This window comes from Seonamhaeicola marinus (assembly GCF_008085455.1).
In genome coordinates this window covers 175,672-189,125 of record NZ_VSDQ01000409.1, presented here as the reverse complement: position 1 = coordinate 189,125, position 13,454 = coordinate 175,672, and the positions used below count along the sequence as shown (strand labels likewise).

The 13,454-nt window shown below is 35.6% G+C and carries 9 protein-coding genes; all 9 read left to right on the top strand.

What is annotated here, in order from left to right; genetic code table 11:
• Positions 1 to 32 precede the first annotated feature (32 nt).
• The 9 genes from FUA24_RS05965 to FUA24_RS05925 all read left to right on the top strand — a co-directional run bounded on the left by FUA24_RS05965 (position 33) and on the right by FUA24_RS05925 (position 13,442).
• Positions 33 to 797, top strand: a complete 765-nt coding sequence (locus FUA24_RS05965; RefSeq protein ID WP_187388203.1) for an SDR family NAD(P)-dependent oxidoreductase — start codon at positions 33 to 35, stop codon at positions 795 to 797.
• Between the two features lie 14 nt (positions 798 to 811).
• Entirely contained in the window at positions 812 to 2,245 is a 1,434-nt protein-coding gene (locus FUA24_RS05960) for a sulfatase (protein ID WP_148540558.1), read from the top strand.
• A 14-nt stretch (positions 2,246 to 2,259) separates the two neighbouring features.
• Positions 2,260 to 3,714: an aldehyde dehydrogenase gene (gene aldA, locus FUA24_RS05955; RefSeq protein WP_148540556.1), complete on the top strand. Its 1,455-nt coding sequence runs from the start codon at positions 2,260 to 2,262 to the stop codon at positions 3,712 to 3,714.
• Between the two features lie 58 nt (positions 3,715 to 3,772).
• The gene (locus FUA24_RS05950) at positions 3,773 to 5,959 is read left to right on the top strand and encodes a glycoside hydrolase family 3 C-terminal domain-containing protein (RefSeq protein ID WP_148540553.1); all 2,187 of its coding nucleotides are present in this window, start codon (positions 3,773 to 3,775) and stop codon (positions 5,957 to 5,959) included.
• 2 nt (positions 5,960 to 5,961) lie between these two features.
• Positions 5,962 to 7,053 carry a mandelate racemase/muconate lactonizing enzyme family protein gene (locus tag FUA24_RS05945; protein ID WP_148540551.1) on the top strand — a complete coding sequence of 364 codons (1,092 nt, stop codon included), beginning with the start codon at positions 5,962 to 5,964 and terminating at the stop codon, positions 7,051 to 7,053.
• Positions 7,054 to 7,075: 22 nt separating this feature from the next.
• Positions 7,076 to 8,119, top strand: a complete 1,044-nt coding sequence (locus FUA24_RS05940) for an aldose epimerase family protein (RefSeq protein WP_148540549.1) — start codon at positions 7,076 to 7,078, stop codon at positions 8,117 to 8,119.
• Between the two features lie 35 nt (positions 8,120 to 8,154).
• Positions 8,155 to 9,174, top strand: a complete 1,020-nt coding sequence (locus FUA24_RS05935) for an L-rhamnose/proton symporter RhaT (RefSeq protein ID WP_148540547.1) — start codon at positions 8,155 to 8,157, stop codon at positions 9,172 to 9,174.
• A 257-nt stretch (positions 9,175 to 9,431) separates the two neighbouring features.
• Positions 9,432 to 11,627, top strand: coding sequence for a DUF7133 domain-containing protein (locus FUA24_RS05930; protein WP_148540545.1), 2,196 nt, complete (start codon positions 9,432 to 9,434; stop codon positions 11,625 to 11,627).
• Positions 11,628 to 11,630: 3 nt separating this feature from the next.
• On the top strand, positions 11,631 to 13,442 hold the full coding sequence (locus FUA24_RS05925) for a DUF5060 domain-containing protein (protein ID WP_148540543.1): 1,812 nt from the start codon (positions 11,631 to 11,633) through the stop codon (positions 13,440 to 13,442).
• Positions 13,443 to 13,454: the final 12 nt, after the last annotated feature.

Genomic DNA, 13,454 nt, shown 5'->3' with positions numbered 1-13,454 from the left:
AACTATATAATTTAACACAGAACAAAATGAGTATTTTAAACAAATTCAGTTTAGAAGGAAAAACAGCTTTAGTAACAGGATGTAAACGCGGTATTGGTAAAGCAATGGCTATAGGTTTAGCTGAAGCGGGTGCAAATGTAATTGGTGTTTCAGCGTCTTTAGAATTAGAAGGAAGTGAAGTATCTAAAGAAGTAGAAGCTAGAGGGAAGAACTTTAGTGCTTACCAATGTGATTTCTCTAATAGAGAATCACTATATGAGTTTATAAAAGCTGTTAAAGCAGATCATCCACAAATAGATATTTTGGTTAATAATGCAGGTACTATATTAAGAACACCAGCAGCAGATCACCCAGATGAAATGTGGGATAAAGTGATTGAGGTTAACCAAAACGCTCAATTTATTTTAACTAGAGAAATAGGAAAAGAAATGGTGGCTAGAGAAAGTGGTAAAATCATTTTTACAGCATCATTATTAACGTTCCAAGGTGGTATTACTGTGCCAGGTTATGCTGCTAGTAAAGGAGCAATTGGTCAATTAACTATGGCGTTTGCTAATGAATGGGCAGGCAAAGGAGTTAACGTAAATGCTATTGCACCAGGATATATTTCAACAGATAATACAGAAGCGTTAAGAAATGATCCTGTTAGAGCAGAATCTATCTTATCTAGAATACCAGCAAACCGTTGGGGTAATCCAGAAGACTTTGCAGGACCAACTGTGTTTTTAGCTTCTGAAGCTGCAGCTTATATGAATGGATCTATCGTACTAGTTGACGGTGGATGGATGGGAAGATAATTTCATTACACAAAATGAACATTAAAACAACTATAAACTATTCTAAACTACTGCTATTACTTTTGGTGATTACTTTTTGTAGTCACCAAAGGCTAATGGCACAACAGCCTAATATTCTCTTTATTTTATCTGATGATGCAGGGTATGCTGATTTTGGATTTCAAGGGAGTAAAGATTTTAAAACACCCCATTTGGATGCCTTGGCTAAAAGTGGTGTAAAATTTACACAAGGCTATGTTTCTGCCGCTGTTTGCGGGCCATCTAGAGCTGGTTTCTTAACTGGAAAATATCAGCAAAAATTTGGGTTTGAGGAAAATAATGTAAAAGGTTACATGAGTTCATCTTCCAAATATATGAGTGATCAAATGGGGTTGCCTCATGATCAAGTTACAGTAGCAGATTATTTAAAAAAGCTAGGTTATAGAACGGCTATTTTTGGAAAATGGCATATGGGGCATGCAGATGAATTTCACCCTAGTAAAAGAGGTTTTGATGAATTTGTTGGTTTTAGAAGTGGAGCAAGAAGTTATTATGCATACACGGAAGACCATCCAAATGACGATGAATCTAAATTTCTGGAATATGGTTTTGGGAATTATCAGGAAAGAGAAGGAGAGTATATGACCGATGTTCTTGCTAATGAAACCATAAAATTTATAGAAAAAACGAAGAAAACAAGTGCACCCTTTTTTGCGTATTTGTCTTTTAATGCTGTTCATACACCAATGGAAGCTCGTAAAGACGATTTAGAAAAAGTACCATCTCACCTTACAGGTAGAAGAAGAACATTGGCGGCCATGACTATTGGAATGGATAGGGCTATAGGCAGAGTACTAGATAAGATAGATGAACTAGGCTTAAGAGAAAATACAATTATTGTATTTGCAAATGATAATGGAGGGCCTTCCGATACTAATCACTCTAGTAATGCCCCATTAAGTGGTACAAAGGCAAATCATCTTGAAGGTGGTATTCGCATACCTTTCTTAATGTCATGGAAAGGACATTTAAAACCAAAATCAGTATACAAAAATCCAATTTCAACACTAGATATGTTGCCAACTTTTGTAACTGCAGCAGGAGGAGATGTATCAAAAATTGAAGGATTAGATGGTGTTGACTTGATGCCTTTTGTGAAAGGAGAGAATAAAGCTAAGCCGCATGAAACCTTATACTGGAAAAAAGAGACCAGAGCAGCTATTCGTCATAATGAATGGAAGCTACTTCGTTTTCCGGATAGACCAGCGGAACTTTATAACATAGAAGAAGACATTTCAGAAGTGAACGATTTAGCAGCTGAAAAGCCAGAATTAGTTCGCGAGTTATATAAAAAGTTATTTGAGTGGGAGCTCACTTTAGACCGTCCGTTATGGCAGCTAAAACGTTTGTATGAAGGTAAAGCGGCCGTGAGAATGGACAATCATAGAAAACCAAAACTTAAAAAATAAATTAACTAAATATTATGGGGCAAGTAAAAGAATACCAATTATTTATTAACGGAGAGTGGAAAACCTCTACATCTGGAGAAACTATTGATATTATAAGTCCTTCAACTGAAGAAGTAGTAGCTAAGGTACAAAATGGTACGCCAGAAGAAGCTATTGAGGCTTTAAAAGCAGCTGAGGCGGCTCAAAAAGAATGGAAAAAATTACCAGCAAGAACTAGAGCAGATTATATGTTTGCACTTGCTGATGAAATTGATGCTAATAATGAACGTTTAGCAGTATTGTTAACAAAAGAACAAGGTAAACTTTTAAAAGTAGCACGTTTTGAAGTTCAAGTTACAGCATCATTTATAAGGTATGCAGCCGAAGGAGCACGCAGAATTGAAGGTGATATTATTCCATCGGATAATCCAAATGAGCAAATCTGGATTCAGAAAATACCAAAAGGTGTTGTTGTGGCAATTACGGCTTGGAACTTCCCATTAGCTTTAGCAGGACGTAAATTAGGACCAGCATTAGTGGCAGGTAATTCAATAGTAATTAAACCTACTTCCGAAACACCAATCGCTACTCTAGAATTAGGAGATTTAGCTAATAAAGTAGGCATACCAAAAGGTGTTATTAATATTTTAACAGGACCAGGTAGAGCAATGGGTAATGCTTTAGTGGAAAGCCCAATAACTAAAATGATAACAATGACTGGTTCTACACCAGTAGGACAATCAATTGCTCGTGCTGCAGCAGATAATTTAACTCATGTTCAATTAGAACTAGGAGGTAAAGCACCATTTATTGCATTTGCCGATGCAGATATTGATGCTGCTGTTGAATCAGCATTACATTCTCGTTTTGATAACTGCGGACAAGTTTGTACGTGTAACGAACGTATGTATATACACGAAGATATTTACGATGTATTCATGGAGAAATTCTTAGCTAAAGTTGCTGAGATCAAGGTGGGAGACCCAATGTTAGAAGAAACAGATATGGGGCCAAAAGTAAATGCTTCAGAATTAAAGCATATGGAACATCTAGTAGAGGTTTCTGTTAAAGAAGGTGCTACTATTGCTGCTGGAGGTAAAAAACCAGAAGGAAAGGAATTTGAAAAAGGTTACTGGTTTGAACCAACGGTTTTAACCAATGTTTCTCAAGATATGACTATTGTACATGAGGAATCTTTCGGACCAATATTACCGGTACTAAAGTTTAAAACTTTTGATGAAGTTATTGGGTATGCTAATGATTGTGAATACGGATTAGCAGCTATGGTATTTACCAATGATATGAATACCATCATGAAGTGTAACGATGAATTAGAGTATGGAGAAATCTATATAAATAGAGGTCATGGAGAGCAACATCAAGGGTTCCATAACGGGTATAAATTATCTGGTTCTGGAGGTGAAGATGGAAAATATGGCTTTGAGCAATATTTAGAAAAGAAAACATTTTACATAAAGCACACTGTTTAATTTAGTTTGTCAATGCAGGTTCGAGTTATAGCTATAATTCGAGCCTGTTTAGTTTTTAATGAAAAAAGTAGTAATCATTTGGGTATTGAGTATAACATGTAACATGTTCGCTCAAAAAGAGTTTAAGTGGTTTGACGAATCTATTGCTTTTGAAGCACGTGCAGATTTGTTAATTCAGGCTATGACACTAGACGAAAAGTGTAGTCAGTTTACGTCTAGCTCACCTGCTATTGAACGATTGGGCGTACCAGAATACGACTGGTGGAACGAATCGTTACATGGTGTTGCTAGAAATGGTAAGGCTACTATTTTTCCGCAAGGAATAGCTATGGGAGCCACTTTTAATCCTGGATTGATTAAACAAGTTGCTTCTGCTATAACCGATGAAGCTAGAGCTAAATTTCAGGTATCCCTATCAATAAATAATAGAGGGAAATATGCAGGTTTAACTTTTTGGTCTCCAAATGTAAACCTATTTAGAGATCCTCGCTGGGGCCGCGGGCAAGAAACCTATGGAGAAGACCCGTATTTAATGTCTAAAATAGGAGTAGCCTATGTTCAAGGAATTCAAGGAGATCATCCTAAATATTTAAAAGCCGCAGCTTGTGCTAAACATTTTGGGGTGCACTCCGGTCCAGAAGAATTACGTCATAGTTTCAACGCAATACCCTCTAAGTTAGATTTATATGAGACCTATTTCCCAGCTTTTGAAGCTCTGGTAACAGAGGGCAAAGTAGAAGGGGTCATGGGAGCTTACAATGCTGTTTTTGGTGAACCTGCAACATCAAGTATGTTCCTAATGGATGAGACCCTAAAGAAGAAATGGGGGTTTAATGGGTACATAGTATCAGATTGTGGCGCATTAGGAGATATTCTTAAAGGTCATAAAAAAGCTAAATCTGCCGAAGAAGCATCGGCTTTAGCATTGTTAGCAGGTGTAAACTTAAATTGCGGATGGGTTTATAAAAGTGGATTAAAAAAAGCTGTAGATAAAGGATTAATTAAAGAAGAATTAGTAGACCAACGTTTAAAACAATTGTATTTAACACGGTTTAAACTTGGCTTTTTTGATAAAATAGAAAGTAATCCATACAACAGTTTAGGAACGGAGGTTATTAACTCTCAAAAGCATAAAGATTTAGCTAGAAAAGTGGCACAACAATCTATTGTTTTACTTAAAAACGAAAATAATGTACTGCCACTAAAAAAAGATATTAAGTCATTGTATGTTACTGGGGCATTTTCGTCTTCAACTAATATTTTAATGGCCAACTATTATGGGATGTCTTCAGATTTAGTTACGGTTTTAGAAGGTGTAACAGAAAAGGTATCGTTAGGAACCTCTCTAAACTATAGACAAGGTGTGTTGCCCTTTACGGCAAACTTAAATCCTAAGAATTGGGCACCAAACGTTGCTAAAGAAGTAGAGGCTACAATTTTAGTGGCTGGTATTTCCAATGAAATTGAAGGAGAAGAAGTAGATGCTATAGCTTCAGAATCTAAAGGCGATAGAAAACATTTACGTTTACCACAAAGTCAGATAGACTATATTAAAGAAATAAACAAAAAGAAAAAAGGACCTTTAATTTTAGTAATAGGAACCGGTAGTGCGGTTTCTCTGGAAGAAGTGGAACCTTTGGTAGATGCTATTGTTTTAATGTGGTATCCTGGGGAGCAAGGCGGAAATGCTGTTGCAGATGTGTTGTTTGGAGATGTTTCTCCATCAGGACATTTGCCCGTAACATTTCCAAAGAATGTAGAACAATTACCTCCTTTTGTTGATTATAATATGAAAGGAAGAACCTATAAGTACATGGAAAAAGAGCCAATGTACCCATTTGGTTTTGGTTTAAGTTACGGAGAAACAAGTTTAGAAAACCCTATTGTTAATTCTAATAAACTAAAGAAGAATAAAGAAGATTTTGAGGTGTCTATAGACATTAGCAATAAAAGTAATTTGAATTTAGAAGATGTTGTACAAGCTTATTTAGTTCCAGAAGATACTAAAGGTTACCTGCCTTTTTATGCTTTGAAGGCATTCAAAAGAATTGCATTAAAGCCAGGAGAAAAGCAAAGTGTAAAATTTTTGATTTCTAATAAGAGCTTTTTTCAAACCAATTTAGACGGCGAAAAAGAATGGATAAAAGGCAACTACAAAATTGTAATTAGTAATGCCTTACCAAGTAAAAGAAGTAAAGATTTAGGAGCGGCTACACCTGTAGAGCTTCCCATAATATTAAGATAAAAATGAGTACAAAAATTTCAAAAGTAGATGCACGTTTATTTGAAGTGCCATTACCAGAGGTGATGTCTGATGCAAAACATGGAGATCATTATCATTTTGAGTTAGTCACAGTAACCATTACCCTCGAAGATGGAAGCGAGGGTACTGGTTACACGTATACTGGAGGAAAAGGAGGAAGAGCCATAAAAGCTATGGTAGATTATGATTTTGGTGTATTAGTTGGAAAGGATGGAACCGATATTGATGGTATTTATGATTTTCTAGAATGGCACATTCATTATGTTGGTAGAGGAGGTATAGCATCTTTTGCTATTTCTGCTGTAGATATAGCACTATGGGATATTAAATGTAAAAAAGCCGGTCTACCGTTATGGAAAATGGCAGGTGGTGTTGATAATACTTGTAAAGCGTATTGTGGTGGTATAGATTTAATGTATCCAATAGAAAAGTTATTGGGCAACATGCAAAACTACCTAGACAGAGGATATAAAGCTGTAAAAATTAAGATTGGAAGAGAAAATCTAGAAGAAGATTTAGAGCGAATTAAAGCAGTAAGAGAATTTGTTGGTCCAGATGTTAAGTTTATGGTAGATGCCAATTACTCCATGGATGTAGAAAAGGCTATTAAAGCAATAGAAGGATTTAAGCAATATGATATCACTTGGTTTGAAGAACCTATCATTCCTGATAATTATAAAGGTTTTGGAGAAATAGTTGATAGGACTGGTTTTCCTTTAGCTATGGGAGAAAATCTACATACTATTCATGAGTTTGAATATGCTATGGATCAGGCTAAATTATCTTTTGTACAACCAGATGCTTCAAATTGTGGAGGTGTAACGGGTTGGTTAGCTGCTGCAAGATTAGCAGATAAACATGGAGTTCCTGCATGTTCTCATGGTATGCAAGAGTTACATGTTAGCTTGGTGTCTGCACAACCAAATGCTGGTTGGCTAGAAGTACATAGTTTTCCAATAGATGAATATACAACAAGGCCTCTTGTAGTTGAAAACTACAGAGCAGTAGCGCCAGATTATCCTGGTGTTGGTGTGATTTTTAATTGGGAAAAATTAGCACCATTTGAGAAGAAATAAAAACTAAACTAAATTAAGACATATGAGTACTACTAAATCTAATTTTGGAGAATTCAATAATCAAAATATTGAGCTGTTTACCTTGTCAAATGATAAGGGTATGACTGTGAAAATAACTAATTATGGTGCAACTATTACATCCTTAAAAGTACCTGTAGATGATGAAATCCGTGAAGTGGCTTGTGGATTTGATACCCTAGAAGGTTATTTTGGAGAAGATTACAAGAATAATTCGCCTTACTTTGGATGCACGGTAGGACGTTACTGCTCGCAAATTAAGGATGCAAAATTTTCTTTAAATGGTGAGGAGTATAAGTTGGCAGATAATTGCGGACCAAACAACTTGCATGGTGGTGCCGTTGGTTATGATAAAAAAGTTTGGGTTGCTAAAGAAGTTGATGTTAATGGGGCTGCCGCTGCTCTCGAAATGACACTGGCTAGTGAAAGTTTAGAAGAAGGCTTTCCTGGAAATGTAGATGTAACGGTTGTATTTAGTATTACTAATGATAATGAATTACATATTAATTACAATGCAAAACCAGATGCCGATACGCCATTGTCTTTAACCAATCATACCTATTTTAATTTAAGTGGATTTTCTCAAAGTATAGAAAATCATACCGCTCAGGTAAATACAAATAAGCGTTTAGAAACTGATGATACTGGTGCCGCTACTGGAGTAATTTTGGATTTGGAAGGTAAAGCAGATGATTTAAGAAACCCTAAACGAATTGCCGATGTGCATCAAGCCATGGGCGATGGTTTTGAACACTTTTATGTGTTTGATAATGCAACATCAGATTTAATCCAAACAGCTTCAATTACAAACCCATCAAAAGATTTAACTTTAGATGTATTCACAACAGAACCTTGTATGTTGTTATATACAGGAAAGTATACTTCTGATGATTTAAAGCGTGAAGATGGAACACCGTTTGGAAAATACAGAGCATTTTGTTGTGAAACACACCGTTATCCAAATGGTCCGAACATTGAAAATTCACCAGGATCGATAACAAAAGCGGGTGATACTTTTGAAAGTACAACAATTTTCAAATTTAAATAAGAGAACAAATTATACTAACTAAAAACTAATTAATTATGATTACAGGTGTTTTATTTGCCATTTTAGCCGGTTTATTATTAGGGTTATATGCATTACCAGAAAAATTTACCAAAGATTATGCTTTTGAGAATACATGGAGTATGTTTTTTGCTATCAATACATTTGTAGTTCCAAACGTAGCTGCATTTTTATTAATTGATGGCTTTTCGGATATTTTAGGAGCCATACCATCAGATGTATTAATTGGTATGATTGTATCAAGTGTTGCTTGGGGTATTGGAGCCATGATGTGGGGTAAAGCAATTAATTATATTGGATTGTCTCTTGGGTTTTCAATATTTATTGGAACTATTATCTTGGTTGGTTCTCTAATACCATTCTTTGTAAACGGTGTTCCTGCAACCAATATATTCTTAACAATTCTTGCTGGTTTATTAGTCGTACTTGTTGGTGTTATGGCTAACGGTAGAGCAGGGATTATTCGTCAACAAGATGAAGAAGGAGATGAAGCCAACACTGAAAAGAAAAGTGGTTCTATGATAACAGGGATTCTTATTGCTGTTATTGGAGGATTATTGGCTACTGGATTTAGTTTTGCTAATTCTTATGGTGCTGAAATTATAGATCAAGCTTCTCAAGCACAAGGAAACCCTTCATGGAAAAGTGCCATTGCTGTAATGTATGTTATTTATATGGCAGGAGGTGTTGCCATTGCTATTTATTTTGCGCAGCAATTAACAGCTAAAAAATTATGGGGTAAGTTTAAAACACCACACTTAGGTAAAAACTTAATGTTAACAACCATTATGGGGATATTCAATTTTGCAGCTTCAGTAGTATTTGCATATGCAGCCTTCAAATTAGGAGAATTAGGAGGTAGTATTGGGTACGCAATCTTTAATACTGCTTGCGTTGTAACTGCTATTGTAAGTGGATTGATAACCAAAGAATGGGTAAAAGCTTCCGCGAAGGCTAAAAACTTTTTATACTTAGGTTTAACATGTATGGTCGTGGGTATCATTATTGTTGCCTATTCTAATAGTTTAGCAGCTTAAAGGGAGATATATTATGTCTTTAAAAGCGCGTTGATCATTTCAACGCGCTTTTTTTTGTTAAGCTTTTGTATAGTCGAAAATAAAGGCCAAAATAGGGTGTAAATAGGTCATTGCTCACTTGGTTTTGTCTTTTTTTTTAAGTTTGAAATAATGAATTTACCAGGAGTTAAAAGAATCATTTGTATTCTAATAAAAGTAAAATCTTATAAAAAGGAAGATGGGAATACTGTATTTTGCCGAAAACTAAAAAGAGTTACATGAGACTGATTAAACTATTCCCTTTAATTTTTACAATGGTTCTTTTTACAATAACCAGTTGTAAAAAAGAAACAGAAAAACAATATACAGATGTTATCTATAAGAAGCCTCCTTTGGTAAAGATTCCCAAGGTAGATTTTTTATCACCCGAAGAAAGTATCAAAACCATGTATTTACCTGAGGGGTATAGTATTGAATTGGTTGCCAGTGAACCCATGATTAATGAGCCCGTTGCTATGGAATGGGATGGTAATGGTAAGTTATATGTAGCAGAAATGCTAACATATATGCAAGATGTAGATGGTACTAATGAAAATGAACCTTGGAGTCGTGTCTCTGTATTAGAAGATACTAATGGAGATGGCAGAATGGATAAAAGTACGGTGTTTATTGATAGTTTAATATTGCCTAGAATAATTATGCCCTTAGATGATAGGGTAATTATTGGAGAAACCTATAACAGGCATATGTGGAGTTATAGAGATACAGATGGTGATAATGTGGCAGATGAAAAGATTAAACTATTGGATGCACCTAAACGAGATAATGGGAACTTAGAACATCAAACAGCAAGTATTCTTTGGAATATAGATAACTATATGTATTTGTCTAAAGGTTCTGTGCGCTATAGATTTACTCATAATAAAATTGAAACAGATACATTACTAGATGCCCCAAGTGGACAATGGGGACTTACTCAAGATGAAAGTGGACAAATGTATTATTCGAGTGCAGGAGGGGAGAATCCAGCTTTAGGATTTCAACGTCATCCGGCTTACGGAACACTTGAATTAGAAGGCCAAAAAGAAAAGAGTTTTGACTCCGTATGGCCCATTATTGGGACCCCAGATGTACAGGGAGGATTAAAACGTTTAAGAGAAGACGGTACTTTAAATCATTTTACGGCTAGTTGCGGACAAGCCATTTTTCTTGGAGATAAATTGCCTATGTACGGCGATTTATTTATCCCAGAACCCGTTGGAAGATTAATTAGACGTGCAAAAATTGATCGTGTAGACGGAAAAACAATTTTAAGTAATACTTATAAAGAAACAGAGTTTTTAGCCTCTACCGACGCTAATTTTAGACCTGTTGATATGAAAACCGGGCCAGATGGGTGTTTATACGTAGTGGATATGTATAGAGGCATTATTCAAGAGGGTAACTGGACTAGAAAAGGAAGTTTTTTAAGGCCAGTAATAGAAAAAATGGGCTTTGATAAAAATATTGGTAAAGGTAGAATTTATAGAATTGTTCATAACGAAATGACACCATCTAAACCAATTAAGCTTTTAGATAAAACGGCTGAAGAATTAATTCCGTTTTTAAGTCATGATAATGGTTGGTATCGTATCAACGCACAAAAATTAATCATATTAAAAGGAGATACATCTGTAGTTTCAAAATTAAAGGGTAGTGCTACTTCAGCTAAAAGTGCTTTAGGAAGATTACATGCGCTTTGGACTTTGGAAGGCTTAGATGCTATTACTGAAAGTATGGTTATTGAAGCTTTAAAAGATACTGACGATAGGGTTAAACAAGCTGCTTTACGATTAGGAGAACCTTTTATAAAACAAAACAATGAAACGGTTTCGGAGGCTATGGCAGCGTTAAAAGATGATGAAAATATTGATATACCACTTCAATTGATACATTCTTTTTCTACCCATAAAACACCAGAAACTAAGGCGGTAACTCAGCATATTATGGATAACCATTCAGAAAATAAAGTGATTGCTTTAGTTGGAGCAGAGGCTTTAAAAGAAGAACCTCCAATTTTAGAACAACTAAGAAAAAAGCATATTCTGCAAAGCAGTAGAGTTAAGAAAGCCATAATAGAGGGGTATAAGAATTACCAAAGTATTTGTGCGGCTTGTCACGGTAAGGATGGAAAAGGTATTGGTGATTTGGCACCGTCATTAGTGGGATCTCCTAGGGTAACTGGAAATCAGGAAATTGTTTCAAAAATTCTACTTAATGGACTTACAGGACCAATTGATGGAAAGGAATATTCTGGGGTTATGGTAGGTATGAAACATCAAGATGATAAATGGTTGGCAAGTGTATTAACTTATATAAGAACAGAACTAAATAATGCCAGACCTATTCCAGAATGGCGACTTAAAAACATCAAAAATAAAATAGGAGAAAGAGACTCGTATTGGACTATTGAAGAACTATATAAAAAGAAATAAATCATGTTTACAAAAAAGAACACCTTAGTTGTTTTACTAGCTTTAGCTTTTTTGTTTCAGCTATCTGAAGCTCAAAATGTAAAAGGCGAATTAAAAAAATGGCATAAAGTCACTTTAGATTTTGAAGGGCCAGAAACTTCAGAAGATGCTGAAGAAAATCCGTTTTTAAATTACAAATTAGATGTAACTTTTAAACATAGTAATTCTGGAAAATCATATGTTATTCCTGGGTATTTTGCAGCCGATGGAGATGCAGGAAATACAGGAGCAACCTCTGGAAATATATGGCGTGTCCATTTTTCTCCAGATGAGGTGGGTGAATGGACCTATAAAGTTCGATTTGTAAAGCATAAATGGGCGGCAGTTCGTGTATCCAAAAAGTTGAAACCTGCTGGTTTTATGGATGGTAAGGAAGGCAGCATTAATATCGCTGAAACAGATAAAACAGGACGCGATATGCGAGCTAAAGGACGTTTGGAATATGTTGGAGAACGTTATCTGAAATTTGCAGGAAATGGTGAATACTTTTTAAAGTGTGGTGCAGATGCACCTGAAAACTTTTTAGCTTATGAAGAGTTTGATGGAACCTTTCATAATGATGGTATTAAAGATGATTTGGTGAAATCTTGGGAAGCTCATGAGCAAGATTGGAAAGAAGGAGACCCAACATGGAAAGATGGTAAGGGGAAAGATTTAATTGGAGCAGTCAATTATTTAGCTTCAAAGGGCATGAATGTGTTTTCTTTTATAACCATGAATATTCAAGGTGATGATAAAAATGTATTCCCATATGTAGATTATAACACTTATGACAGATTTGATGTTTCTAAACTAGATCAATGGGAGACGGTTTTCTCTCATGGCGAAAAATTAGGAATGTTTCTTCATTTTAAGACCTTAGAAGCTGAAAATCAAGGGTTATTAGATAATGGTGGTGTTGGACTTTATACGAAGCTGTATTACCGAGAATTAATAGCGCGTTTTGGTCATCATTTGGCATTAAACTGGAATTTATGTGAGGAAACTGGAGATTGGCAAAACCCTCCAAGAACCTTTCCTGTAGATGTGCAAGGAAGGTTAACATTGGCGCATTATGTAAATGCAATAGATCCTTATAATCATCATATTGTTATCCATAATGGAAATTGGTTTACAGGTGTTTACGGGAAAAACAGCAAATTTACAGGGGCGTCTTTACAAACAAATAAGGCAGATTTTAGGAATGTACATAAAAGTGTATTAAGAATACTAAAAGAGGCTGAAGCAGAAGGGAAAACATGGGCTGTGGCTTGTGATGAACCTGGAGATGCCCAGCATTCTTTGGTTCCAGACAAAGACAACCCAGAACACAACGATGCCAGAAAGAATGGTTTATGGGGAGCAATGATGGCTGGTGCTTGGGGAACCGAGTGGTATTTTGGGTATAAACATGATCATTCAGACTTAACATGTCAAGACTATCGATCAAGAGATTTGTTTTGGGATCAAGGAAAAATATGTTTAGACTTTTTTAAGGATAATAAGGTGCCAGTTTGGGAAATGACTTCTAATGATGCCTTGGTGTCTTCTGAAGGGGATTATGTTTTAGCTAACGAAGGTAAAGATTACATTGTGTTTTTAAAGAATGGTGGCGAATCTACGCTTGATTTAAAAGATAATGCAGGAGAGTATACTGTCGTTTGGTATAACCCAAGAAAAGGAGGGAAACTTCAAAAAGGTAAGGTAAAAGCTATTAAAGGTTCAGGTAAGCAATCTTTAGGGCTACCTCCAAAAGATAAGGACAAAGATTGGGTAGTTTATGTGCAGAAGCAATAAATAAATCCAACC

What these genes read in the sequence shown, in the direction of transcription:
- FUA24_RS05960 (WP_148540558.1), top strand. Translation starts at nt 812, where the DNA reads ATGAACATTAAAACAACTATAAACTATTCTAAACTACTGCTATTACTT.
- aldA (WP_148540556.1), top strand. Translation starts at nt 2,260, where the DNA reads ATGGGGCAAGTAAAAGAATACCAATTATTTATTAACGGAGAGTGGAAA.
- FUA24_RS05950 (WP_148540553.1), top strand. Translation starts at nt 3,773, where the DNA reads ATGAAAAAAGTAGTAATCATTTGGGTATTGAGTATAACATGTAACATG.
- FUA24_RS05945 (WP_148540551.1), top strand. Translation starts at nt 5,962, where the DNA reads ATGAGTACAAAAATTTCAAAAGTAGATGCACGTTTATTTGAAGTGCCA.
- FUA24_RS05940 (WP_148540549.1), top strand. Translation starts at nt 7,076, where the DNA reads ATGAGTACTACTAAATCTAATTTTGGAGAATTCAATAATCAAAATATT.
- FUA24_RS05935 (WP_148540547.1), top strand. Translation starts at nt 8,155, where the DNA reads ATGATTACAGGTGTTTTATTTGCCATTTTAGCCGGTTTATTATTAGGG.
- FUA24_RS05930 (WP_148540545.1), top strand. Translation starts at nt 9,432, where the DNA reads ATGAGACTGATTAAACTATTCCCTTTAATTTTTACAATGGTTCTTTTT.
- FUA24_RS05925 (WP_148540543.1), top strand. Translation starts at nt 11,631, where the DNA reads ATGTTTACAAAAAAGAACACCTTAGTTGTTTTACTAGCTTTAGCTTTT.